Source organism: Massilia frigida (genome assembly GCF_011682175.1).
Taxonomy (GTDB): Bacteria; Pseudomonadota; Gammaproteobacteria; order Burkholderiales; family Burkholderiaceae_D; genus Telluria_A; species Telluria_A frigida.
Genome location: NZ_WHJG01000030.1, coordinates 61618 through 85780 on the forward strand (window position 1 = coordinate 61618; position 24163 = coordinate 85780).

At 61.9% G+C, this 24163-nt stretch carries 20 protein-coding genes; 12 read left to right on the forward strand and 8 right to left on the reverse strand.

Annotated elements, in window-relative coordinates; translation table 11 throughout:
* Positions 1–32: 32 nt before the first annotated feature.
* Both recN and F2P44_RS24120 read right to left on the reverse strand, forming a co-directional pair.
* Positions 33–1703, reverse strand: coding sequence for a DNA repair protein RecN (recN, locus tag F2P44_RS24115; protein ID WP_167090079.1), 1671 nt, complete (start codon positions 1701–1703; stop codon positions 33–35).
* A 53-nt stretch (positions 1704–1756) separates the two neighbouring features.
* Positions 1757–2659, reverse strand: a complete 903-nt coding sequence (locus tag F2P44_RS24120) for an NAD kinase (protein WP_167090081.1) — start codon at positions 2657–2659, stop codon at positions 1757–1759.
* Positions 2660–2910: 251 nt separating this feature from the next.
* On the opposite strand from F2P44_RS24120, the gene F2P44_RS24125 reads away from it, so the two are divergent.
* The 5 genes from F2P44_RS24125 (at position 2911) to gloA (ending at position 8407) form a co-directional block, all read left to right on the forward strand.
* Complete coding sequence (locus tag F2P44_RS24125; RefSeq protein ID WP_229423720.1) at positions 2911–3219, forward strand: hypothetical protein; 309 nt, start codon at positions 2911–2913, stop codon at positions 3217–3219.
* Positions 3216–4517, forward strand: coding sequence for a PQQ-dependent sugar dehydrogenase (locus tag F2P44_RS24130; RefSeq protein WP_167090083.1), 1302 nt, complete (start codon positions 3216–3218; stop codon positions 4515–4517). Before F2P44_RS24125 ends, F2P44_RS24130 begins: the two co-directional genes overlap by 4 nt.
* A gap of 109 nt (positions 4518–4626) precedes the next feature.
* On the forward strand, positions 4627–5058 hold the full coding sequence (locus F2P44_RS24135) for an OsmC family protein (protein ID WP_187363414.1): 432 nt from the start codon (positions 4627–4629) through the stop codon (positions 5056–5058).
* 133 nt (positions 5059–5191) lie between these two features.
* Positions 5192–7894: a TonB-dependent receptor plug domain-containing protein gene (locus F2P44_RS24140; RefSeq protein WP_167090085.1), complete on the forward strand. Its 2703-nt coding sequence runs from the start codon at positions 5192–5194 to the stop codon at positions 7892–7894.
* A 99-nt stretch (positions 7895–7993) separates the two neighbouring features.
* Entirely contained in the window at positions 7994–8407 is a 414-nt protein-coding gene (gloA, locus tag F2P44_RS24145) for a lactoylglutathione lyase (RefSeq protein WP_167090087.1), read from the forward strand.
* 67 nt (positions 8408–8474) lie between these two features.
* Here gloA and F2P44_RS24150 read toward each other — a convergent pair whose 3' ends face one another.
* Positions 8475–9620, reverse strand: coding sequence for a sensor histidine kinase (locus tag F2P44_RS24150; RefSeq protein WP_167090089.1), 1146 nt, complete (start codon positions 9618–9620; stop codon positions 8475–8477).
* Between the two features lie 268 nt (positions 9621–9888).
* Between F2P44_RS24150 and F2P44_RS24155 the strand changes: the two genes are divergently transcribed.
* Positions 9889–10347: a hypothetical protein gene (locus F2P44_RS24155; RefSeq protein WP_167090091.1), complete on the forward strand. Its 459-nt coding sequence runs from the start codon at positions 9889–9891 to the stop codon at positions 10345–10347.
* A gap of 58 nt (positions 10348–10405) precedes the next feature.
* Here the strand turns inward: F2P44_RS24155 and F2P44_RS24160 are convergent, their stop codons facing one another.
* The 5 genes from F2P44_RS24160 to F2P44_RS24180 all read right to left on the reverse strand — a co-directional run bounded on the left by F2P44_RS24160 (position 10406) and on the right by F2P44_RS24180 (position 15265).
* Complete coding sequence (locus F2P44_RS24160) at positions 10406–11971, reverse strand: DUF8224 domain-containing phage-derived protein (protein ID WP_167090093.1); 1566 nt, start codon at positions 11969–11971, stop codon at positions 10406–10408.
* A 28-nt stretch (positions 11972–11999) separates the two neighbouring features.
* The gene (locus F2P44_RS24165) at positions 12000–13358 is read right to left on the reverse strand and encodes a TolC family outer membrane protein (RefSeq protein WP_167090094.1); all 1359 of its coding nucleotides are present in this window, start codon (positions 13356–13358) and stop codon (positions 12000–12002) included.
* Between the two features lie 92 nt (positions 13359–13450).
* A complete protein-coding gene (locus F2P44_RS24170; protein ID WP_167090096.1) occupies positions 13451–13774 on the reverse strand; it encodes a rhodanese-like domain-containing protein in 324 nt (107 codons plus the stop codon).
* A gap of 12 nt (positions 13775–13786) precedes the next feature.
* The gene (locus F2P44_RS24175; protein ID WP_167090098.1) at positions 13787–14440 is read right to left on the reverse strand and encodes a protein-L-isoaspartate O-methyltransferase family protein; all 654 of its coding nucleotides are present in this window, start codon (positions 14438–14440) and stop codon (positions 13787–13789) included.
* Between the two features lie 162 nt (positions 14441–14602).
* A complete protein-coding gene (locus tag F2P44_RS24180; RefSeq protein ID WP_167090100.1) occupies positions 14603–15265 on the reverse strand; it encodes a TetR/AcrR family transcriptional regulator in 663 nt (220 codons plus the stop codon).
* A 288-nt stretch (positions 15266–15553) separates the two neighbouring features.
* On the opposite strand from F2P44_RS24180, the gene F2P44_RS36195 reads away from it, so the two are divergent.
* The 6 genes from F2P44_RS36195 (at position 15554) to F2P44_RS24210 (ending at position 24156) form a co-directional block, all read left to right on the forward strand.
* A complete protein-coding gene (locus F2P44_RS36195; RefSeq protein ID WP_167090102.1) occupies positions 15554–15991 on the forward strand; it encodes a helix-turn-helix domain-containing protein in 438 nt (145 codons plus the stop codon).
* A gap of 216 nt (positions 15992–16207) precedes the next feature.
* Positions 16208–17137, forward strand: coding sequence for a PDDEXK family nuclease (locus F2P44_RS24190; protein WP_167090104.1), 930 nt, complete (start codon positions 16208–16210; stop codon positions 17135–17137).
* Positions 17138–17213: 76 nt separating this feature from the next.
* Positions 17214–19610, forward strand: coding sequence for a TnsB C-terminal domain-containing protein (locus tag F2P44_RS24195; protein WP_167090106.1), 2397 nt, complete (start codon positions 17214–17216; stop codon positions 19608–19610).
* A complete protein-coding gene (locus F2P44_RS24200) occupies positions 19610–21109 on the forward strand; it encodes an ATP-binding protein (RefSeq protein WP_167090108.1) in 1500 nt (499 codons plus the stop codon). Before F2P44_RS24195 ends, F2P44_RS24200 begins: the two co-directional genes overlap by 1 nt.
* A gap of 13 nt (positions 21110–21122) precedes the next feature.
* Positions 21123–22913: a TnsD family Tn7-like transposition protein gene (locus tag F2P44_RS24205; protein ID WP_167090110.1), complete on the forward strand. Its 1791-nt coding sequence runs from the start codon at positions 21123–21125 to the stop codon at positions 22911–22913.
* A 40-nt stretch (positions 22914–22953) separates the two neighbouring features.
* Positions 22954–24156, forward strand: a complete 1203-nt coding sequence (locus F2P44_RS24210; protein WP_167090112.1) for a TniQ family protein — start codon at positions 22954–22956, stop codon at positions 24154–24156.
* Positions 24157–24163: the final 7 nt, after the last annotated feature.

Here is a 24163-nt window from a genome sequence, read left to right on the forward strand (position 1 = left end):
TCGGCGGTCGGCGGTCGATCGTATTGTGGAACTTACAGCGCCAGCAACTCGCGCGCATGCTTGCGCGTGGTCGCGGTAATCTCCACCCCACCCAGCATGCGCGCCACCTCTTCCACCCGTGCCTTGTTGTCGAGCACATCGATATGCGAGACGGTCTTGCCCTCCCCCGTGGTCCCCTTGGCCACCTGGAAATGCTGGTTGGCCTGGCTGGCCACCTGCGGCAAGTGCGTCACGCACAGCACCTGGCGTTCCTGCCCCAGGCGCTTGAGCAGGCGTCCCACCACTTCGGCCACGGCGCCGCCGATGCCGCTGTCGACCTCATCGAAAATCAGGGTCGGGGTGGTGGTCGCATTCGAGGTAATCACCGAAATGGCCAGCGCAATACGCGCCAGCTCACCGCCCGAAGCCACCTTGGCCAGCGGACGCGGCGCCACGCCCGCATGCCCCGCCACCTGAAACTCCACCTGCTCGACGCCATTGCTGGTCGGCTCGCAGGGATTCAGCCCGACCACAAAACTGCCGCCGGTCATGTTCAGCTCCTGCATGGCCGCCGTCACCTGCGTGCCCAGCAGCTTGGCCGCCAGCGCGCGCGTGGCCGACAGGCGCGCCGCCGCCGCCATGTAGCTGGCCTTGATTTTCTCTTCCTGCTCGCGCAAGCCGTCCAGGTCGCTGGCATCGGCCAGTTGCTGGAGGCGCTCCGACAGGCTGGCGAATTCATCCGGCAACTCGTCGGGCGTGACGCGGAACTTGCGCGCCGTCGTGTGGATCGCTTCCATGCGCGCGTCGACCTGGCGCAGGCGCTCGGGATCGAGCTCGACCCGGTCCAGGTAGTTATTCAGTGCATACACCGCTTCCTGCAACTGGATGCGGGCCGGTTCCATGCAGTCGAGCACGCTCTGCAATTGCGCATCCACGGCCACCAGCTTGCCCAGCTTCTGGTTGAGCGAGGACAGCTGCGACAGGATCGGATGGTCCGATTCGGAGATCGCGGCCAGCGCTTCCTGCGCGCCTTCGAGCAGGCTGGCGGCGTGCGACAGGCGGCTGTGCTCGTTGGTGATCTCGCTCCATTCGCCCGGTTTCACGGCCAGCTTGTGCAGCTCGGCCACCTGCCATTCGAGGCGTTCGCGCTCGATCAGCACGTTCTTGGCATTGGTTTCGAATTCCTCGCGCTGGCGGGCCAGGGCACGCCAGGCCTTGTAGGCGGCGGCCACGGTGCGGGCGTCGGCGTCCGCCCCGGCATCCTTGAAGCCCGCCTGGTTATCCAGCAGCGTGCGCTGGGCCTCGCTTTTGAGCAGCGACTGGTGCGCGTGCTGGCCGTGGATATCGACCAGCATGTCGCCCAGGTCGCGCAGCTGGGCGGCGGTGGCGGCGATGCCATTGATGAAGGCCTTGGAGCGGCCGGCATTGTCGATCACGCGGCGCAGCAGGGCCCCGCCCTCCTCGACCGCGAATTCGTTCTGTTCCAGCCATTCACGAGCTGGGCCCACCTCGCTGACCGAAAAATCGGCCGTGATGTCGGCCTTGGCCGCGCCCTCGCGCACCACGCTGGCGTCGCCGCGGCCGCCCAGCGCCAGTTGCAGCGCATCGATCAGGATCGACTTGCCGGCCCCGGTCTCGCCGGTAAACACGGAAAAACCGCTGGAAAACTCAAGCTCAATGGTATCGACAATGACGAAATCACGAATGGTAAGGGTACGCAGCATGAAGGTGTGTCAGTCCAGTATTCAAACGGGGAATGGCGTGCGGGACAGCGCTGTTAGCGCAGCTTGCCCTCGCCCGACGGATATTCGTTCCAGTGCAATTTTTCGCGCAGGGTGTCGTAATAGCTCCAGCCTTCCGGATGCAGGAAGGTGATGTGGTTGGGCGAGCGCGAGATGACGATCTGGTCGCCATGCGCGAGGCTGGCGAAGGTTTGCATGTCGAAATTGACGCTGGTGTCGCGCCCGCCGACGATCTCGATCACGATTTCGCTGCTGTCGGGCACCACGATCGGCCGGTTCGACAGCGCGTGCGGGGCGATCGGCACCAGCACGATGCCGCCCAGGCTGGGATGGAGCAGCGGGCCGCCGGCCGACAGCGCGTAGGCGGTCGAGCCGGTCGGGGTCGAGATGATCAGGCCGTCGGAGCGCTGGTTGTACATGAAATTGCCGTCCACGGCCACTTTCAGTTCGACCATGCCGGCGCCGGCGCCGCGCGCCACCACCACATCGTTGACCGCCAGCCCGCAGGCGATCATGGCACCGCCGCGCAGCACCCGTCCTTCGAGCAGGGTGCGCTTTTCGGCGCGCGCCTTGCCGCCCAGGATGTCGCCCAGCACCGGGAGCATGCGCTCGACCGGGATGTCGGTCATGAAGCCCAGGCGCCCCAGGTTGACGCCGATCAGCGGCACGTCGAAGGGCGCGAGCTGGCGCGCGATGCCGAGCATGGTGCCGTCGCCGCCCATGACGATCACGGCGCAAGCCACCGCGCCGATGCCGCTCACGCTCATCGCCTCGATCCCGGGCAGGCCGAGGTGGGCCGCGGTTTCGCTCTCGAACACCACGCGGTAGCCGCCGTCGCGCAGGAAGGCGAGCAGGCGGGCGACCGGCTCGCCGATCCCGTCCGTGTTGTGCCGCACGACGAGCGCGATGGTTTGTTGCGATTCTGGCGTAGCTGGCATGGACTTCTCGGCGGTTGAGGGGCGACACGCAGGAGATTACCCCATAATGCCTGCTTCTGCTACATGGCCGCCATCGGCGGCAGTACTGTATGCATTTACAGTGGCGCAGTATAAGTGCGACTGGGCGCGCGGGCAAGTCAAGCGTGCATGCAATGCGCATCGCTGCCCTCTCCGGGCGTGTCAATTGAACGGCCACCTTCCCGACGAAGCGATACCATTTGCACAATGAGACATCCACAGGGAGCCGCACCATGGTAACTGAAACACAGGACCGTAAAATCAATACCGACGCCAAAATCCATGACGACGACGTCAAGCGCCTGCCGCACGAGCGCGACGAATCGCCCGACGGCCACGACAAGGAGCCGCGCGGCGTCATGAAGCAGGCCGCCGACGACCTGGCCCAGGGCCTGGTCGATACCGATATGCACGGCATGCGCGGGGTCGAGAAAGTCGCGCCCACCAGCGCTTCGGGCCAGGCCCGGCCCAAGGCGGACGCCGGCAGCGGCATGCGCCATCACGAACCGTCCGACCAGACCAAGGGCAAGGACCAGGAATGAAGCGCTCCCGCCTGATGGTGGCGGCCGGCCTGGCCGCTGCCGCGCTGAGCCTGCACGCGCAGACCATGGCGCCCGGCTTTGGCCCGAATCCGGCGCTGCCGGCGCCCTCGCGCTCGCTGCTGCCGACCATGAACATCGCCCCGGCCGATCCCTGGCCCAAGGGCAGCAAACCGGTGGTGGCGCAGGGCTTGGCGGTGGCGGCCTACGCCAGCGGGCTGGAGCATCCGCGCTGGCTGTACGTGCTGCCCAATGGCGACGTGCTGGTGGCCGAATCGAACAAGCCGCCCAAGCCCGACGAAGGCTTCAGCCTGCGCGGCATGGTGATGAAGCATGAAATGAAAAAGGCCGGCGCGGCCGTGCCGTCCGCCAACCGCATCACCCTGCTGCGCGGCACCGGCCCGACTGGCGAGGTGGTCAACCGTTCGGTGTTTCTCGACGGGCTGTTCTCGCCGTTCGGCATGGCGCTGGTCGGCAACGACCTGTACGTCGCCAATGCCGACGCGCTGCTGCGCTTTCCGTACCAGGAAGGGCAGACCCGCATCAGCGCCAAGGGGGTCAAGGTGATGGACTTGCCGGCCGGGATCAACCACCACTGGACCAAGAACGTCGTGGCCAGTCCCGACGGCAGCCGTTTGTATATTTCGGTCGGCTCGAACAGCAATGCCGGCGAAAATGGTCTCGACAAGGAAGAAGGGCGCGCCGCGATCTGGGAATTCAACCCGGCCGATGGCAAGTCGCGCCTGTTTGCGACCGGCTTGCGCAATCCGGTGGGCATGGGATTCCAGCCGCAAAGCGGGGCGCTGTGGACCACAGTGAACGAACGCGACGAGCTGGGCAACGACCTCGTGCCCGACTACATGACCTCGGTGAAGGATGGCGGCTTCTACGGCTGGCCGTACAGCTACTTCGGCCAGAATGTCGATGCGCGGGTGGAACCGGCGCGGCCCGATTTGGTGGCCAAGGCGCTCACGCCCGATTACGCGCTGGGCGCGCATACGGCCTCGCTCGGGCTGGCGTTCTATAACGCCGACCTGATGCCGGCGTTTAAGAATGGCGCGCTGATCGGCCAGCATGGTTCGTGGAACCGCAAGCCGTATTCGGGCTACAAGCTGATTTATGTGCCGTTCACGGACGGCAAACCGAACGGTCCGCCGCAGGATGTACTGACCGGATTTCTCAGTGCCGAGGGGCACGCTTTCGGGCGGCCGGTCGGCGTGGCGGTGGACCAGGGTGGCGGCATCCTGGTCGCCGACGATGTCGGCAATACGGTCTGGCGCATCACGCCCACCGGCAAATAGCTGCGCCGCGGCATTGCTACAGCTTCATGGTGCGCTGGCGAACAGATGGACCGGTGGTCGCGGCGCATGATGGGTTGATTGAAATTAAACAGATTTAAGGAGAAACACCATGATCAAACGTTCAGGAAGCGCTGTCTGGAGTGGCGGCATCAAGGATGGCAAAGGCAGCATTTCGACCCAGAGCGGCGTGCTCGACAATACTCAGTACGGCTTCAATACCCGTTTCGAGAATGGTCCGGGGACCAATCCGGAAGAACTGATCGGCGCGGCGCATGCCGGCTGCTTCACCATGGCCCTGTCGGGACAGTTGGGCGAAGCCGGCATGACGGCGCAAAAGCTGATGACCACGGCAACCGTATCGCTGGACAAGACCGATGATGGCTTCACGATCTCGGCCGTGCACCTGAATCTGGTAGCGACCATTCCCGGTGCCAACCAGGAAGCGTTCGAAGCGGCGGTACTGCGCGCGAAAAACAATTGCCCGGTGTCTAAGCTGTTGAATGCGGCAATTACGCTCGATGCCCGCCTGGAAGAGGAGTAATCGGCACATCGGCTCCGCCTCTGGCGGCGCCGATGCCGGGCCTTGCATTTCCGCATATACAAACGTAAAAACAATCGTTCGCGAGGTGTTTGCTTGTTGGTATCATTGATTTTTGACTACCAAAAGCACCTCAATGAAAATCACGAATTTGAAATTGACGCCCCTGGCGGCAGCAGCGATTACCTTGCTCTGCGGCGCGTCCCAGCAGGCGCACGCGCAAACCACCGGCGCCGGCGAACAGGCCACCCCCACCTCCGTCGTCATCACCGGCTCGCGCATCGCGCGGGCCAGCGTCGAGGGCCCGTCCGCCGTGGTGGTCATCAGCGGCGAGGAAATCACCAAACAAGGTTACAAGAACCTGTTCGATGCCCTCAACAACCAGGCGCAGAACAGCGGTTTTACCACCGGCGCCGATTTCGGCAATACCCACACCCCATCGGCCAACACCATCAGCCTGCGCGGCCTGGGCCCGAACCATACACTGATCCTGCTCAACGGCCGCCGCCTGGCCGACTTCCCGACCGCGTATGAAGGCGCGATCAACTTCACCAACCTGGCCAATATCCCGTCGAGCATCGTCGAACGCGTAGAAATCCTGAGCGGCGGCGCCTCCGCCGTGTACGGCTCGGACGCCATCGCCGGCGTGGTCAACATCATCCTCAAGAAAAAGGCCGACGGCATCGACGTCAACTTCAAGGGCGGTACCACCTCGCGCGGCGGCGGCGGCGACCGCCGCCTGCAAATCAGCGGCGGACGCAGCTTCGAGCAGCTCAACACCGTGTTCAGCCTGGAAGTGCTGGACCGCGAGCCGCTGTGGAGCAACCAGCGCGACTTCATGGCCGTGCGCGACGGCACGCCGAGCAATACCTTGTCGCGCAAGAACATCAACACCGGCAACTTCTACGACCTGGGCGGCGCCTGCAATGCGCTCGGCGACCTGTTCGGCGGCAGCGAATTCAAATACACGGCGAAAAAGGGCAGCTATTGCGCCAGCAACAAGGTCAGCCCGACCTACTGGACCACCCAGACCAAGAACCGCAGCACCAATCTGTTCGGCAGCGCCAACTATGCGCTGTCGCCGTCGACCGAGCTGTTCGCCGAATTCCTGCTCGGCCAAAACAAGACCGCCAACAACACGCGCGGCCCCACGTGGACCTCGTCCTCGACCAACAACAGCTATTTCCTCAACAAGAACAGCGGCGTATACGAAGCCTGGACCAAGTACATCTCGCCCGAGGAAATGGGCGGCGTGAACCGCTACAACCGCACCTGGGATGACCAGGCCAGCTCGGTCTCGCTGGGCGCCAAGGGCGATATCCCGGGCACCAGCTGGCGCTACGAAGCCGGCTACAGCGCCGCGTTCTACAAGAGCGAAGGCCATGTGCAGCGCGCGCTGGCCAATATCGACAGCTTTTTCCTGGGGCCGAAACTGGGCATGGACAGCGAAGGCATCGCGGTCTACGCCCCCGACCCGGCGCGCCTGACCCAGCGCCTCACGCCCGAGGAATTCAACCGCATCACCGGCCAGGCCAACAGCGACGATACCTCGCGCAACCAGACCCTGAGCCTGGTCGCCACCGGCGAACTGTTCAACCTGCCGGCCGGGCCGGTCAAGCTGGCGACCATCGCCGAAGCCGGCCACCAGCGCTTCGTCAACAAGCCCGACCCGCGCTACGCCCAGGGCGCGTTCAACGTCGTATCGAGCAGCGATATCACGGCAGGTTCGCGCCGCCGCTACGCGCTGGGCGTGGAAGCGAGCGTGCCGCTGCTCAAGGACCTGAACTCGACCCTGGCCGGCCGCTATGACCGCTACAACTTTGCCGGCCGCAACGAAGGCAAGCTGACCTACAACGCCGGCCTCGAATGGCGTCCGCTCAAGCCGCTGCTGGTGCGCGGCAACTACGCCACCAGCTTCCGCGCCCCCGACATGAACTACATCTTCAAGGCGCGCGGGACCGGCTATTACGCGTCGACTACCGACTACTACCGTTGCGCCAAGACGGGCCAGGCGATCGACACCTGCGAATTCGCCAACGTCTCGCCGGGCAACGATTACGTCCAGACCGGCAGCAAGGACCTGCGCTCGGAAAAAGGCAAGTCCTACGGTCTGGGTGCGGTATGGTCGCCGAGCGCGGACTTCGACGTGTCGGTCGATTACTGGAACATCAAGATCGACGATCTGGTCACCAACCTGAACGCCGACACCTTGCTGCGCACGGAATCCGACTGCCGCATCGCCGGGGACCTGAGTTTGCCAACCTGCCTCGATGCCATCAACCGCATCCAGCGCTATGCCGCGACGGCGCTGAACAAGCCGGGCGAGATCCGCGAAATCCGGGTCAACCCGATCAATGCCGCTTACCAGGATGCCAACGGGATCGACCTGAGTGCGCGCTATGTGCTGCGTACTGGCGGCGGCTGGGGCCACTTCACGCTCAAGGGCAATTACTCCAGGACGCTCAGCAAGAACTCGCGCCAGTTCGCCGGCGACACGCTCAAGGATGAGCTGGATGACTTGAGCAGCCAGGATTGGCGCGACAAGCTCAACGCCAGCTTGAACTGGAACGTGGGCAACTGGTCGAACACCGTGTTCGCCCAGCGCTACGGCAAGGTGCCGAATGCGGGGCAGACGGCCTTCCTGTCGCCGACCACCCTGGTCAACCTGTCGAGCGTGTACAAGGTCACCGAGCGCGCCACGGTCTCGGTGGCGGTCAATAACGTCAACAACCGCATCAAGCGCGACACCACCGGCGGCTGGCCGAACTACCCGGTCGGCAACTACAGCCCGGTCGGACGCCAGATCTGGCTGGAGCTCAACTACCACTTCGGTTCCTGAGCAGGATGAGCCGGCCGCCGCCGCCGCACGCGGGCGCGGCCGGCAGAGAATCGGTGAAGCGCTTAAAATCGTGGCTTGATTTGATTACCAAGGATTACGATGCGCATTCTGCACACCATGTTACGGGTCGGCGACCTGCAGCGCTCGATCGATTTCTATACCAAGGTGCTGGGCATGACCCTGCTGCGCACCAGCGAGAACGCCGAGTACAAGTACACGCTGGCGTTCGTCGGCTACGGCAGCAATCCGGAGCATGCGGAACTGGAACTGACCTACAACTGGGGCGTGGACAAGTACGAGCTGGGCAGCGCCTACGGCCACCTGGCCATTTCGGCCGATGACATCGTGGCCGCCTGCGACGCGGCGCGCGCCAATGGCGGCAACGTCACGCGCGAGCCGGGCCCGGTCAAGGGCGGCAGTACGGTGATTGCGTTCGTGACCGATCCGGATGGCTACAAGATCGAGCTCATCGAGCGCAAGGATGGCGTGCGCGCGAACGGCTTGAACGAGTAAGGCCGCCGCAGGCCGCGCAGGTTCACCACAAAACGCCTCGCACGAGGCGTTTTTCATTGGCGCCGGCTTATTTGAGCGGCGCCGTGGCGATCAGGGGAATCTGCACCTTGACGCTGGTGCCTTCAAGTTCGGTCGAGCTGACCCAGATTTTTCCGCCATGGGCGATGACGATCTCATGCGTGATGTAGAGGCCGAGGCCAAGATTGCTGGTCTGGCTGGCGCTGCGTTCGCTGGTACTTTTCATGGCAAAGCTCTTGCCCGGATCGAACATGGTCCTGAGCTTGCTTGCGGAAATGATGTCGCCTTCGTTCTGGACCACCATCACCACATCCTCCCCCTGACGGCCGAGCGTCACCCAGACCGGACTCGTCGCCGATCCGTGCTGAACCGCATTCGCGATCAGGTTCGACAGGGCCTGGCTCATGCGGGCGCGGTCCCAAGCCACGCTGATGCCATCTTCGATGTCGACCCTGAAATCGCGTTCCGGGTGAAACAATTTCATCTCCTGGACCACCGACCGGCTTTCTGCCGATACATCGTATTCGGCCAGCGTGACCGGAATGCCTCCCCCCAGGTGGCTGGTGGAATAGTCCAGCAGGTCGGACACAATCTCCGTGACCCGTTGCGTGCTGCGCAAGACCTGCGCGGCTACCTTCAGGTGCCGTGGCGGCAAGCTGGTGTCCTGCAAGATCATCTGGGTTCCCATGCTGATCGCTCCCAGCGGATTGCGCACGTCGTGCCCCAGGATGGCGAGGAAGACGTTCTGGGAATCGCGCAGCATGGCGGAAAACTGCGCCAGCGATTCCGTCAGGGATTGATCGACCGCCTCGTTGAAGCGCAGCATGTCCTGAAGGTCGGACTCATCCGCTGTCCTGACTTTGGATTGCCAGAGCCTGAGCACGCTGGCACGCAAGGCACGGAATTCGGCCATCAATTCCTCGACCGTAAAACCGGCCTGCAGGCGGTCGATGGCATGCGCCTCGGCCGCCGTTTCGGCGGCCACCTCAGGGGCGTTGCCCTTCGATTTTTCGATGCCTTCCTCGACGCTCTGGGAGGAGTCGAGATCGAGGCAAATCACCGCGAGGATGGCTTTCGCGTGGTCGCGCAGCTGTGCTTTGGTGGAGGACGTCAGCGGATGCAGCGTACCGGCGAAATCTTCCCACTCCTGCAAGATCACTTCGGTATTGGTGCTGATGAATTTAGAAAGGCGCATGACATCCTGGTGGGTGCGGAAAAACAGTTCTTGAAAAAAATTGCTGCGCGACTAACCTTGAAGAAAGTACAGCAAAGCGACACCGCGTCCCAGGAGAGTCCCGATGCACGCTACCACAGTCTACGCCTGTTCGGATATTGTCGTACTTCTACGAACATTGCGGACGCTGGCGACAGTGGTTGCTGCGCTTGGGCGCGATGGCGCTCGCGGCCAGGGGCGGGAAAGCGTAAGATTGCTGGATGGATATTGGATATCGAGGGGAGAAGTAATGGCTGCCGAGTTAGTGTTCGAGAGCAGGTTGAGCTACCACGTGCTGCGCCAGGAGGGGGCGGTCGAGATCGAGCCTGCCATCTCCTTGCAGCTGGAACTGACGGGCGGACCTCAAATTTACGCGTCGGATACAGTGATCATCAACAATGCCGCCTGGAGCATGACGATCCGGCGCCGCAGCCCGGCCATGCCTCCTGCCCCGCACCCGCCGGATGCGATGAGCTACACACGGGCCACGGACAAATGGCGCTGCGTCATCGACGTCCACCAGTCGCCCGAGCGCTTTGCCTCCCTGCTGGACATGTTCAAAGGCGGGCACGCATCCGAAATCACCGTCGTCGTCGATCATTTGGCCGACATGGGGGATTACAGCAAAAAATGGGATACGGCGGCGCACCCGAGCATGCCGGTCAAGTCGATTTGCTTCGAGTTTCCGCTGCCGCAAAGCGAGGCTTGAGGCGCCGGTAGGCAATGGATTGCAGCAGCGACCCAGCGCCACGCCGCTCCGGAAAAACTCAGTCCCAGCGAAGGAGCCGGTACTCGCTGGCCTGGCCGTTGGATGTCACGCGCAGGCTGACGTCGCTCGGGTGGCTCCTGGTCAGCGCAAGGCCTGCCACGTTGTCGTCCCCAACACCTTCCAGTGCATTCGCCTTGCTATAGGCTTCGATGGTGGACCTGAATTCGCGCAACTCGCTTTTCAGATGGACGGGGAACAGCGCGGAATGGCCTTCGCATTCGCGCAGATCGCGCGCGTCCCTGAGCAGGAACACAATATGTTCGCCAAATTGCGGATGGATTCGGCCCGCCCATGCCCAGGGCGGCAGAATGACCGCCGTCACCGCGTAGTAGCTGCCGGACAGATTGAATTGGGCGGGCAGGGAGCCGTTCGAGTAGGTATACCAGGCGACCGGGTTGCGCCGCTCCGGCGTATCCCATTGCAGGATGGGACGGGCATCCGCATGCACTGCCGAGGTGAAGACAATGAATGGCTGCCTGCCGGTCAGCGCCGCCATCTCGATGCGCTCGGCCGCCGGCAACACGGTGCGCCGGAATGTGTCGAGCGTCATCACGATCGGCGCCGCCGGCACACTTTCCGCATGCGGCTGGACGCCGGCGGCGCGGCCGGCATCGGCCGGCGCGGGCGGCAGCCAGACGGTTTCCTGGATATCGGCCATGGTGGCGAAGCGGCGCTGAAGCGCGCTGGCGGCCCCCACTTTCTCTAACGCAGCCTCGGCTGCCTTGATGGCGCCCGCCGGCGGCGCCGCCTGCGGCCGCAGATACTGCAGCACATCCATTTTGGCGGCCCAGCTGGCGGCCAGCTCCGCGCTGCTTTTGCCCGCGATGATATCGTCGAGCAAGGTGGCGATCATGCTCGAACGTGGATGGCAAAAGCCCATCGGCGCCGTTGCCACCATGCGGTACGTCAGGTTGTCCTGATGCTGGCCGCCAACCGCGTCGCGCGCGGTGTGCAGGTCGACCAGGAACCGGGCCTGGCCCAGCGCCGCTTCCGCATTGAACAAGGTTTCCGCCTTGAGCAGGCGCAGCGCCGCCGCACAGACTGGCGCGCTGTACTGGCGCATGGCACGCTGCACCGAGGCGAACGCTTCGCGCCTGGCACAGGCCGTCTGCCAGGCGTTATGCAGTCCGGCGCTCTTGAACACGGTGGCCGGTTCGATGGCCAGGTGCTGCCATGGGCCATTGGCCGGCTTGCCGTAGCGGGTCTCGCTCGACAGGAATAGCATGGCAATGCCGGCCTGGCTGACCCGGCGCGCCAGCGCAGCGACCACAGCGCGGTAAGGCGCTGGCGCCGCATCGGCATCCCAGATGGCCGACACCAGCACACCGTCGTCGCCGACCGTGGCCAGGCCGCCGAAGCGCTCGATGAAGGTGCGGCAGCAGTTGCAGCTGTGCTGCTGGCGCACGCCAAGATCGGTGAAGGAAGCCAGGTACGTCTCGTACAGGCCGCTGGCATCGGTCCGGAAGACCGGACCGGCCAGGGAATTGAAGCGTTGCTTGATGCCTCGGACCAGCGCGCCATAGCCGTCGGCATGGCGCATCGCGTGAACATGATCTGCGGCCACGCCTGTCCTGCCCGCCTGCACGGCCGGCTTACTTGACCAGCAAATCGTTGACCGGCACCAGGTCCGCTTCGCGCAGCGATCCGGCCGCCGATTTCAGGCGCAAGCCGTTCAGGATGGTGTCGTAACGCGCGCGCGAGAGGTCGCGGCGGGTCGAATACAGCTGGCGCTGCGCATTAAGCACGTCGATATTGATGCGCACGCCCACCTGGTAGCCGAGCTTGTTCGATTCCAGCGCCGAGTTGCCCGACACTTCCGCCGCCTGCAAGGCCCTGACCTGCGCCAGCCCGCTGTTCACACCCAGGAAGGCCAGGCGCGCGGTGTTGGCCGCGTTGCGGCGCGTCGCTTCGAGGTCGTTGCGGGCCTTGTCTTCGAGCGCGATGGTTTCGCGCACGCGGCTGGTGACAGCAAAGCCGCTGAAGATCGGCACGTTGTACGCGATGCCAATGCCCTTGTCGTCCGACCTGCCCGACTGCTGGGTCTGGCCAGTCATGCTCTGGCGGCGGACGCTGGCGGTCAGGTCCAGGGTCGGATAATGGCCGGCGCGGCTTTTCTGGATTTCGCGCTTGGACAGTTCGTAGCTCAGCTGGGCACCGACGACGCCGTAATTCTGGCTTTCGGCGGACGAGACCCAGGGGTCGATCACGGCCGGCTCGGGGGAGGCGAGCAGCACGCCCGGTTTCAGCGTGGCCAAGCCGGCCGGCGCGCTGCCGATGATCGCTTGCAGCGCGCTGCGCTTGTTTTCCAGGTCGTTGATGGCGGCAAACTCCTGCGCCACCACCAGGTCGTAGGCGGCCTGGGCTTCGTGGGTATCGGTGATGGTCTGGGTGCCGACTTCAAAGTTGCGCTTGGCCGAGGCGAGCTGCTCGGTGGTGGCGGTTTTCTGGGCGCGGCTCAGTTCCAGCGTGTCCTGCGCGGCCAGCACATCGAAGTAGGCTTGCGCCACGCGCGTGATCAGGTCTTGCTGGGCCTGGGCGAACTGCGCTTCGGCCTGGGCTTGCTGCAGCTTGCTCTGTTCGTAGGATTGCCAGTTAGCCCAGCGAAACAGCGGCTGGGTCAGCGACAGGGTATGGGTGGTGGTGCGCTCATTGGCGCCGCCGGTGGTGACCGGGACCTTGCCGCCGTCGGGCAGGTTGATGGTCTGGCCGATATTCCAGGGCCTCGTTTCGCCATCGTTCTTGATGATGCTGCCGTTCAGGCCCACGGTGGGCAGAAGCAGCGCGCGGCCTTGCGGAACCCGCTCCATGCCGGCGGCCAGGGCCGCGCGCGCGCTGGCGAACGCGGCGTCATTGGCCAGCGCTTGCTGGTAGACCTGGATCAGGTCTGCCGCCTGTGCATTCAAGGAAAAAAATGCGCTGGCGATCAGCACGGCCATGAGGGGTTTCTGCATTGCATTCTCCATTGGAGTCATCAAAAAAAGTTATAAAAAACTGCAGCCCGGTGGTGGCCGACACCGCCGCCGCGCGTACTTCCATCTTGGGATCAGTACTTCGGCATGCTGCTGTCGACCTGCACCGCCCAGGCGTGGATGCCGCCGGTCAGATTGGTCATCCTGGTAAAACCGTTGCGTTCCAAAAAGGCCGCGACCTGCATGCTGCGTGCGCCGTGGTGGCAGATACAGACGATCTCGGCATCCTCGTCGAGTTCCTCGATGCGCGCCGGAATCGTGTTCATGGCAATCTGGGTCGAACCCTCGATCTTGCAGGTTTCAAACTCCCAGTTTTCGCGCACGTCCAGCAACAGCGGGCGCGGGCGCGCGGGGTCGGCCAGCCAGGCTGCCAATTCGGGGGCGGTGACGTGATCCATGCCGTCCCCGCTTTAAAAGGTGAAATGCGAGGTCTTGACCGACGTCGACAGCAGCTTGACGTTGGTTTCGAAAACCTTGACCGTGTCGTACGCGGTCTCGGACACGCGCGTGATCACGTGCGCCGACATGACCGGCGCCTGGCCGACGATGGCGGCGATGCGCCCGCCGACCTTGACCTGCTTCATGAACGCTTCCGGCACGGTTTCCAGGCCACCCGAGATGACGATGACGTCGAACGGCGCGCCCTTGTCCCAGCCTTCGGCGCCATCGCCCAGTTCCACCGTGACATTGGTCACGCCGGCCTTGGCCAGGTTTTTCGCAGCCAGTTCCTTGAGTTCAGGATTGATCTCGACGGTGGTGACGTGGCGCGCCTTGTGCGCCAGCAGGGCCGCCATGTAGCCCGAACCGGCGCCGATTTCCAGCACATTTTCGTGCTTCTTGACGGCTACCTCTTGCAAGATGCGCGCTTCGATCTTCGGCGTGAACATCGCTTCGGCGCCTGGCAGCGGGATTTCGGTATCGACAAAGGCCAGCGTCTTGTAGGCGGCGGGCACGAAATCTTCGCGCTTGACGACCACCAGCAGATCGAGCACGTCCTGGTCCAGCACGTTCCAGGGACGGATCTGCTGTTCAATCATGTTAAAACGGGCTTGTTCGATATTCATCTTGTGCTCGGTGAGGAAAAATAATAATCCGATATTTTATCGTTGAACGGCCTCAGAACACACATCTTAACGACCTGAGGCCCCGGATCGCGAGAAATTGCGACAGTCTGCAGTTTAGAGGGAATGAACGCCCCAAAACGCCGCTCTGGCGCTTTTGACAAGTCACGGCGCGGCCGCGCACAGGTCCGGCGCACGCGGCAGCAAGCCGTTGAGGGTCATGGTGAGGAAGGAATCGATGAACGCCAGCGGGTCGAGCTCGGCCATGTCGCAAGGGCCGATCGAGTGCTTCCACAGCATCAGCATGAGCATGGGGGCGATCAGGATCTGGGTGGTGAGAAAGACATCGAGCGGACGGAATTCGCCGCGCGCGACGGCGCGTTCAAGCAGGCCGCTGATCATGACGCTGCCGCGCTGGATGACTTCTTCGCGGTAGAAGACGGCAATATCGGGGAAGTTGTTCGATTCTGCCATGACCAGCTTGATCATGCCGGAGGACTTGGTGGCACCGGCGTTTTTCCACCAGTCGAACAGGACGGCGCGCAGCAGCTCGGCGCTGCTGCCGTCGAAGCTGGCGATCATGTCCTCGGCCGCGCCCAGGGCCGGCACGATAGTATCGCGCACGACAGCCTTGAACAGCTCTTCCTTGTTGGTGAAATACAGGTACAGGGTGCCCTTGGACACGCCGGCGCGCTTGGCCACGTCTTCCAGCCGCGTGGAGGCGAAACCGCGCTCGACGAACAGGTCGAGGGCGGCGGCGAGCAATTCCTGGGGTCGCGCGTCTTTACGGCGCTCCCAGCGCGGCTTCATCTCAAGGGGACATTGCATGGGGTCTATTCCGTAACTTACTTGCGAGTCATTAATATAGACCGATGGTTTCACCCCGTCAAGTTTGCATGCATTGTTCCGTGGGAATAGAGCCTTGAACAAAAGAATAGAAACTTGAACGCGAACCGGAGACGAAATAATAAAGCCTTGAACGCGACGCCGGCAGCGCGCGAGGCCGTCGAGTTGCGTTGAATGAAATGCGAAGTGCCGAGTGAATTCGGTTGACAAAGGAAAAACCATGTCCATAATACATCTGCATCCAGCCCTTTTTACTTCTGAGTTCGGTGTATGAGTCCATTTTCGGCAGCCTTTAGAGAACTTAGAATATTTTGCGGACTCCGCCAATCAGAGTTTGCCGCTCGACTCGGCTATGAACAAAGCTACATATCGGCAATTGAACTAGGAACCAAGGGACCGCCTACCGACGCTTTCATAGAGCGGTTGGTGGAACGTCTTGAGTTAGACGAGGCATGGCGCGGAAGACTGTGCAGTGCGCTGGAGGAATCGCAGCGCAAGATTGTTCTTCCCAGCGAAGCGACGGAAAGCGTCTACAAGATGTTCAACGAGCTGAGGCGGCAACTGGGCACGCTTCACCCTGCCCAGGTCGAGTTGATGCAAATGGCGCTCAAACTGCCTGAGTCCATGTCGAAGCAAGCGGTGAGAGCCGCGCTGCCGGCGAAACGCAAGAGTGAGCGAGTAAAGAACAAGGCGGACACGCTGGGCTGAGTTTGCGCGCGGTGGTCGGCCAACGGAAGCGGATATTGTCGTCATGACCTTGCGCTTCCCTGTATTTGTAGGGGTTCCTTTGCCTGTTCCGTGAACTTGCCGGATAGCTGCGCAAACTGAACTACTTACCTCTGATTTTCGAGCTATCGGCACCACGCTTGGTAATTTTTCTGGCGATGCAGCCGGTATCACCGATGACCTAGAGACGGAGCGGCCATGGCTGCAGTATTTCGTGAGTACGCAAGTGTTGCGCAAACTGGTACATCGGACGATATCGCTCTGCCCATGGAGCCTTCGCCGAAGCGACGCCGCATGCGGGGAATGACCCATGCCAAATTATGCAAACGTATCCTGCTAGGCCATGGCACTGGTCACCGGGAAAAGTACCTGCCCTGGCTGACATTACGCCGTAAAAACCCGTCGCCGCGATCCAACCAGGTCGTATCGTGGATGCCTCCGCTAAATCGCACTGCTCACTATTTTTCGCGCGGCGAATTTCATACGGCATTGCTGCTCCTCTGGCTGGGTGTGCACGATCTGCGCGAACAGTTTCCGCTCTGGCCCACGCCGCATCCCCACCCCCTCGATGGCTTGCCCCACGCGCCCGACAAACCGCATCATTGGTCGCGGGGCCTGCTTGCGATCGCCACAGAAGCGAATATTGTCCACGGCTTCGAAGTGGGAACGCGTGTCCCCTATATCGCCAGTCTGGATCTGCTCGCGACGGTTTCCCTCCCCGGCCGGACAGCGTTGGCGGCATTTTCTTCCAAACCCATCAGTGATCCAAATGACGAGATCGGGTGGCGGACACTTGAGCGGCTTGAGCTGGAGCGGCGCTATACCGCCGACATTGGCGCCTTCTATTTTGTATCGAGTTCCGCGCTCATCCCGCTGTTGACCGCCGGCCAGCTGGAAACATGGCTCGACGCGTCGACGTTACACTGCGCCCCCCACCTCCTGGCGTCGTCCAGGGAGTTTGCTGGCATCTTCAACGACTGCACCAATCTCCAGATCAACGAAGCGGTCGGCCTTGCCGCAGCTTCCCTGTCACTCCCGCTGGACGACGCCTGGCTCCTGTTCCGCCACTGTGCCTGCACTGTGCCTGGACACAGGACATCGACATTGATCCATCGACCCGCATCCTAACGTCCCGACCAGTGGTGCCCGGAGGACGTCGATTGCGCGACGCGCTCCGGCAGCGGCTGTTCGGGGAAACCTGGTGATGACCGGCGCAACCATCGAAGTTGGCGATGTCATCCTCGTGGCATCGGATGAATCCACCCCCATGAACGGGCCGTATCGCGTCCTGGAGGTCTTCCCGAAGCGGGATCGCGTAACGCTGATTCCGATCCCAACCGGCCCCAGAATACATCCTGGACGAAAACAGGCGAGCTACTACGCGAAGGGCTTCATCTCTCACAAACTTTCTCAGCTCGAATTCTGGCTTGAGACGAAGCGGCTTCAGATTACCACCCTGGAACTGCCGAGCCACTGGCATCTCAGCGATGTCCAACTGCGGGAACTGTTCCCGCCTGAGGAGTGCGACGACCTTGCTCCCGAAGACCGGGGCCGCTCGCCCCTGGAGATCAAACGCGACTTCAGATGGATGCTGATCGCCCCTATGGTCGAATCGATGGAGGCCAGCACAGGCACACGGCCGCCCGACCTGACCTGCCTCGATGCGCAGGTGCGGGAGCGTGCGCGCGAGCTCAAGGTCAGCGCCGGCCAGGTCTACAACGCACTCCACCGTTACTACGCATTCGGCGGCATGAAGAACTCCTTACTGCCGGATACCACCGCGCGGTCGGGAGCACCGGGAAAGCCGCGCCGAGGGAAAAACGGAGTGAAGCTGGGCCGCAAAAACGCGGCGGCCAAAGCGGGGGACACCGAACGAGCGGGGTTTATCCTCACGGACAAGGACGTACAGAACCTGGAAGATGGCTACGCCACCTTCGTCGTGCCGGGTACGGGAGTCAAGCAAGCTTACCTGTCCATGAGCGCGGCGTATTACAGTACGGGCCACACACTCAAACACGGTCATCTGGTAACAAACCTGCTCGATGCACATCTCCGGCCCACGAAAAGCGACTTCATCTATCACGGTTCGCGCGCACAGGATGCTGGTGGCGCCGCCCGCAGATTGATGGGCGAAGGGGTCTGGGCGCGTAACTATCGACCGCTGGTCGGCACGGCACGCGACGGCATCACGACCATCGGCCAGGTCGGCTCGCTCGATGCGTCGCCAGTCGATGTGAACTTCGTCGCGTGCGGCGATCCACTGCAGCCGATCGGCGTCGGTCGCGGCCTGTTCGTGCGCGACGCATGGCTCGGCCTGTATCTTGGATGGCGCGTCGCGATCAATGGCCTTGGCACCGACGATGCGAAACTGGCGATTTTGCGCGGGGCGACGGACAAGGCATCCATGCTTGCACGCTACGGCCTCGATCTGCCATCCGACGATTTCCCGTCCATGTTCTGTTCAAAATACTTTGCCGACAATGGTGAACTGCGCAGTTTCGACGGGATTGATTCCGTCGTTAAACAACTATCGTCGCGGATCGAGTTTATTGCCAGCGGAAGGGCCGACCGCAACAGTTCTTCCGAATCCGGACATCACGTGCGCCACCGGAGCCTGGATCATCACATCACCGGCACGACCAAGGGACGGCCATCGAAGCGCGGTGAACCACTGGCTATCTCGAAAGCGCTGATTTCACGGTTCGCTTACGAGCGACTGCTCATTTTATGGATCCACTGGGCTAACACGCAGCAAGAATTGCCGCTGCATATGGTCCCGGCAGAGATGCGGCGGGAATTCGCTGCCGAAGGAAAAACGGCCGGGCGCACCAGGATCGCGATCTATCGATGGGCCAGGAAAAATGGCTACGTCACGGGCAAGCCGATGGACCCGAGTTTCCTGCGGTCCCATCTTTTGCCACGGTTTACCGCGAGCGTACAGCGCGGAGGGCTGGTGCTCCACCGGCCCAATACCGGCAACACAGTCGAGCTGCTTCACGGTGCGCGTTTCAATCACGACTACCTTGCGCAATCCGGGATCATTCGCGATGCCATCAGTAGCGGAAAGAAGCACATCGAAGTACGTGTCGATCCGGACGATCTGAGCCACCTCATTCTCGTCGACCGGCACGGCGCGCATATCATCCCCAACATCAAGGACGACGTGATCCTGATACAGGAAGGAGGAGTGCCCGATCTCTGCGCGCTCAACGATGCTGAAAAGATGCATGGGGTCGTCGGCGCGACCAGCAGGGATCAAGCCGATGTTGAACAGCAGTCGTTCAGAAACGACGTCGAAGCGGTCGCGCGCGAAAAGCAGGCTGCGGCAAGAAAATCCCTTGGATCGAAGGCGTCACCAAACGCCAAGCGCGCAGGTGTGCGCGCAGCGCAAGCATTGGAACAACGGCGCGAGCTGGACGACGAAGCTCGCCGGGTCGCAGAACTGCGCGAACCGCAAAGCGATACCCCGCCCGAGCCATCTCCGCGCACGGCCGAACAAGCCTGCGCTATCCTTCATGCGCCCGTGGAGGATGGCGTGAATCGATTGATGGAACTGAGGAAAAGCCGATTATCCCGCTTTCATAATGAGAGGAAGCATTGATGAACCTGACCGCTGCGCATCTGTCCCTGTCGTCCGTTGGAAACCCGTTCCTTGAGCCCTTGGAAACACTGCTGTCGACCGATCATCTGGAACTGCGCCTGCAGAACTGGCCGCTCGCCGGCCTCGATACGAGCGGCCTCGACAACCAGGCAAGACATGACTTGCTGGACCGGGTTCAAGAGCAAATGTTCGAGCCGACACTGTCTTCCATCGACACCACGACCAGACTCTATCGCATGATCCGACGTGGCTATCTGGGCCGCAATCCCTCATGCGTCTCCACGCGGTCGCAATCGATGTCGATTGCGCGCTGCGCGGGGAAGGCGATGAAGGACCTGCCGTGGCTGCCCAGCTCCGCCAAAGGCATGCGCATCAGCGGGATCACCGGCCTGGGGAAGACCTACGAAATATTACGCGCGCTAAAGCAGTTACCTCAGAAGATATCGCATGGATTTTCAAGGAGCGCCGATTGGAACCACATGACCCAGGCGACCTGGCTTTACGTAGCGATGAGCCATGACGGGTCGTTGGGGGGACTGCTACTGCAGGTGTTGACTGCGCTCGATCGAGCGATTGATACGGGCTACGCGGAGGACCGCAGCCTTACGGGGTTGAGCAACGAAAAGCTGGCGGTCCATGTCGGCATCATCCTGGTGAACCACGGCGTCGGCGTGCTGGTGATCGACGAACTGCAAGGACGTAACTTTTCTGGCGGCGCTCGTGGCGGCCTGGCCGCCACCTTCTTCCTTCGCCTATTGAATTTCGGTATCCCGCTTGTACTGCTGGGTAACCCATTGGGCATGGATGCCTTGGATTCGTTTTCCCAGGATATGCGGCGGGTAGGATCGGGAGGCAATATCGAAATGCATCCGATGGACGATGATGAATTCGACTTCACCAACGTCCTGGCGCCGGCACTGTGGCGCTACAACGTGATGCCGGAAGCTTCGCCGATCGACGACAAGGAGGGTGTCCTTCTCTTTCACTACTGCGGCGGCATTCGGGACTATGGGGCGCGCATCCGCGTTTGTTCGCAACGTCTGGCACTCGACCAAGGTGATCTGTATGTTACCGAGGCACACATGAAGCAAGCATTCATGGGGCCCGATTTCAGCCCGAAGGAGCGCGACCTCATTGCCGGCTTCAGGGACAAGAATCCGATTCTTTTGCAACAATTCGATGACGTTCCTTGGGCGAAGTATGCCGTGCGGTGGGGTTTGTATCCCGACTGCTCGAACAGCGGTCCGACTGCCGCCCCCCCAGTCGCGGCGACCGGGGACACGACGGCGGGAACAAAGCCGCGCAAGTCCGCCGCACAGCTCGCCGGTGAAACGGCGCAGCGCAAACGAACACGAAAAGCGAACCAATCGATAAAAAATACGGAGATGCGCGCCACTCTCGACCCCGAAGACATGCGTAACAGAGGATTGCAAGAATATCTCATCAGCGGACTGGAGCAGTTGAAGGAAAACGACAACCGTACGGCATCGAAACCATAATAGGAGTGAATGCATGTTTGCTACTGCCAGCGCCCGCAAAGACGACTTTCTGCCCTACTTCCCCGCCGGTTTTCCTGACGAGACCATTGGTTCGCGCGTCAGTCGCTACCATATTCTCCGTGGCCAGCCAACGATGCACGCGACCTACAAGCAGCTGTTCGACCGCGTTCCCTTCAGTCTGGGCGGGATGGTCCAGCGCCACCTCGAAAACCTGGCCTCAAGACTTCCTGGCTCGTCTGCGCAAAATCTCATTGCACTTCAAAACGACAGTACATTGCAGCCCTTGTATCTACGTTTCTGCGGAGATGGCCCGCACCCAGGCAACGCGGAGCGCGATCGCACGGGCGGGCAAGTCGTACTGCCCCGACGAATGTCGGGCGACAGCCGGTTGACGCATATGTGCCCTCAGTGCCTGGCCGAGGATGAAAATGAACATGGCTGGGCATACCTGCATCGCTCCCATCAAATTCCCGGCGTGACCACCTGTTGGAAGCATGAAACCAAGCTGCTGGACCGCTGCCCATCCTGCAATTGCCCATTCGCCCACCCCAGCCAATTGATTCTCTCCGCCTGGCTGGGCTGTGCGTGCGGCGTCTCGATCGCGGTTCACGAGCATTCCAGCCCGGAGTTGTCATCGATACGTGAAAAGGAGTTCGCGCGTTTCACCCGCCAGCTCTTGATCGCCGGGCCAGTTCAACTGACAACAAGTCAGCTCATCACCATGTACAAACAGCGTGCCGCCGAATGCGGCTATGCATGGGGCGGCGGCCGCGTGAACAGAAAAGCGCTGTTCGAAAAGATCGAAGAATTCTTCGGTCCTGTGTTGCTGGCCAAAATGGACCCCGCCTATGGAAAAGGGAAAACAAGCGGCTGGTTCCATGTGCTGTCTCCGTCCGCATGCACCGAAACGCCCTTGAACAGACATCTCATCGTTTCCTACTTTCTGTTCCGCGACGCCGAGGTCTTTTTGACGCATGCAGTGGCAGCGGCAGCGCGGTTGCCGACTGACGATGCCGCTGCCGGTGCGGGCGTGACGCTTGAAACTGTTGACGGTTCAACAGAGGAGAACCGCAGGTCGGCGGAACTGCTTGACGAGCTGCTCCGCATTGCTCAACGCAGCGATTACGACACAGAGCAACTGTGGAGGTATCAGTTTTCCTCCATGACGCGTTTGGTAAAACTACTCCCCGACGCCTGCCATGTGTTGGATATGCAGATTCGGCGAGCGGCGGCGAAGAAAAAGCGCGATGCCGCAGGCGCCTTAAAAATCCTTGAGCGGCTCACCCAGCACGACGCCAAATGGGCGGCCGCAATTTCATCGATTGCCCACAATGTCTATTCGGAAGACAGTAGACCAGTCAAGGTCACCATGAAGCGTCTGATCAAGGCGGCCGGCGTTCCCGGCGTGAGTTGGCCAACCCAATCGAAATACCCCTTGGCAAATCTGGCTGTCAATGCGAAAGCGGAGTCTACATGGCACTTTTATGCCCGACGATTGTTATGGACACTCCAATCGCTCCATCCGGACACCCCGGTTCACTTGGTCATCATCCACGCGTCGCTGGAGGTGTACAAAGCGAGGGCGGTGCTTGCGCTTTTTCCCGATGTCGCCCGTGGCGCTGGCCCATCAATCAAGGTCATCATGGCCATTCTGAGCTCTCGGTCTATCTCGACGAATTGGGAAGGACCGTGTCCGGAGCAGGAATTTTACAAGGCGGGACGGGCCTACCGGTTGCGGACCTCGCGCAGGGGCCCCATTGGCGGCCGCGCAGGGGCGCCCCACCTCTCCCCGGAGCGGTCTTGAAATTCTTTTAGGCAGCAAGAACGATACCGTAGAAGCGGCCATGCTGATCACTCGTCTGCCTATAGCGCACAATGATGAAACGCTCTACAGTTTCGCGGCGCGGATTCGCGTGTCGAACGCGGCGCGCGATGATCGTTCTGCATGCCGGGGCATGTTCGGAAGCGCTGCGCACATGCGCGTCGCGGAGTTCCCGGTGAATCTGGTGCATTTTTGCCGCGTAACCCAAGGCGTGATGGGTACACCCGAAACAGTGCTGGCCGAGATGACCCTCGCCAATTTCTTCGGCCGCATCGGTGGGCATCCTTGGCATGCCGGCAGTTCAGCACAACCTGTGGCGACGGCTGGTTACGGTCTGTCCAGCCTGTCGAACGGCAGTGTCAGCACGTGGCGGGCCTGCCGCCAATGCTTGCGATCCGATCTGTCCGCGTTCGCGACCGGGCATTGGCGGCGGTCGCACCAGCTGCCGACCGCGTTCTTCTGCTTACAGCACGGCACGCCGCTCAGCCAGTCCCTGGCCCCGGCCCACGCGTGGCACAATCGGTTCATGCTCCCGCAAGACACTGCCCTGCGTGAAACTGCGCATGGCTTTGATGGCGCCGCAAACGACGAGGCGCTGCTTCGTTTGACACAGCTTGCGGTCGACGCGCTATGTGATGTAGGCCCATCCGTCGTCGGTGATGTGACGTACGCCACCATGTGTCGCGCCCTCGGCGACAGGGGGATGCTGACGCATAGTGGAGCGATCCGACGCGATGCGTTTTGCAGCGAGCTGTTGCGGCATTACGGCTTTCTGCGCGAGTACCCGGATTTTGCCGCAGCTGTCTCGGCAAAGGGGCTGGACATACTTTATCGAAGCGTGCGATGCGTCGGACAATGGCGGCGGCCATTGCATAATCTGTTGCTGCTCGACTGGCTGTTCGGGTCCTGGAAGTCTTTCTGCGAACAGAGCGCGTGGCAATCGGTCATGGGATGCCCCAATTTGCTTGCTGAAGCCGCGCCGTCCCGTTCCGACGTACCGCCTGCAGTAGACCACGCCATCGTGAATGATACCGGCGATCGCGTCCGTGAAATCCATCGGCGGAAATGCGTCGATTTTTTGGAACGCAACACACATGCCGTCCGTAGCCGATTTGCGCGCGCCGAGCCGAAATCGTGCCGATGGCTGCTGGCCAATGACATCGCCTGGTTCGACCAGTATTGCCCGATTGACCAGCGCGACAGGCCCCAGGCGAACCTGTTTTGATTCGCCG

Coding starts and splice junctions, on each gene's coding strand:
- F2P44_RS24125 (WP_229423720.1), top strand. CDS start 2,911: ATGGTAACTGAAACACAGGACCGTAAAATCAATACCGACGCCAAAATC.
- F2P44_RS24195 (WP_167090106.1), top strand. CDS start 17,214: ATGACCGGCGCAACCATCGAAGTTGGCGATGTCATCCTCGTGGCATCG.
- F2P44_RS24130 (WP_167090083.1), top strand. CDS start 3,216: ATGAAGCGCTCCCGCCTGATGGTGGCGGCCGGCCTGGCCGCTGCCGCG.
- F2P44_RS24155 (WP_167090091.1), top strand. CDS start 9,889: ATGGCTGCCGAGTTAGTGTTCGAGAGCAGGTTGAGCTACCACGTGCTG.
- F2P44_RS24170 (WP_167090096.1), bottom strand. CDS start 13,774: ATGGATCACGTCACCGCCCCCGAATTGGCAGCCTGGCTGGCCGACCCC.
- F2P44_RS24140 (WP_167090085.1), top strand. CDS start 5,192: ATGAAAATCACGAATTTGAAATTGACGCCCCTGGCGGCAGCAGCGATT.
- F2P44_RS24175 (WP_167090098.1), bottom strand. CDS start 14,440: ATGAATATCGAACAAGCCCGTTTTAACATGATTGAACAGCAGATCCGT.
- F2P44_RS24150 (WP_167090089.1), bottom strand. CDS start 9,620: ATGCGCCTTTCTAAATTCATCAGCACCAATACCGAAGTGATCTTGCAG.
- recN (WP_167090079.1), bottom strand. CDS start 1,703: ATGCTGCGTACCCTTACCATTCGTGATTTCGTCATTGTCGATACCATT.
- F2P44_RS24190 (WP_167090104.1), top strand. CDS start 16,208: ATGGCTGCAGTATTTCGTGAGTACGCAAGTGTTGCGCAAACTGGTACA.
- F2P44_RS24165 (WP_167090094.1), bottom strand. CDS start 13,358: ATGCAGAAACCCCTCATGGCCGTGCTGATCGCCAGCGCATTTTTTTCC.
- F2P44_RS24120 (WP_167090081.1), bottom strand. CDS start 2,659: ATGCCAGCTACGCCAGAATCGCAACAAACCATCGCGCTCGTCGTGCGG.
- F2P44_RS24210 (WP_167090112.1), top strand. CDS start 22,954: ATGCTGATCACTCGTCTGCCTATAGCGCACAATGATGAAACGCTCTAC.
- F2P44_RS24180 (WP_167090100.1), bottom strand. CDS start 15,265: ATGCAATGTCCCCTTGAGATGAAGCCGCGCTGGGAGCGCCGTAAAGAC.
- gloA (WP_167090087.1), top strand. CDS start 7,994: ATGCGCATTCTGCACACCATGTTACGGGTCGGCGACCTGCAGCGCTCG.
- F2P44_RS24135 (WP_187363414.1), top strand. CDS start 4,627: ATGATCAAACGTTCAGGAAGCGCTGTCTGGAGTGGCGGCATCAAGGAT.
- F2P44_RS24205 (WP_167090110.1), top strand. CDS start 21,123: ATGTTTGCTACTGCCAGCGCCCGCAAAGACGACTTTCTGCCCTACTTC.
- F2P44_RS36195 (WP_167090102.1), top strand. CDS start 15,554: ATGAGTCCATTTTCGGCAGCCTTTAGAGAACTTAGAATATTTTGCGGA.
- F2P44_RS24200 (WP_167090108.1), top strand. CDS start 19,610: ATGAACCTGACCGCTGCGCATCTGTCCCTGTCGTCCGTTGGAAACCCG.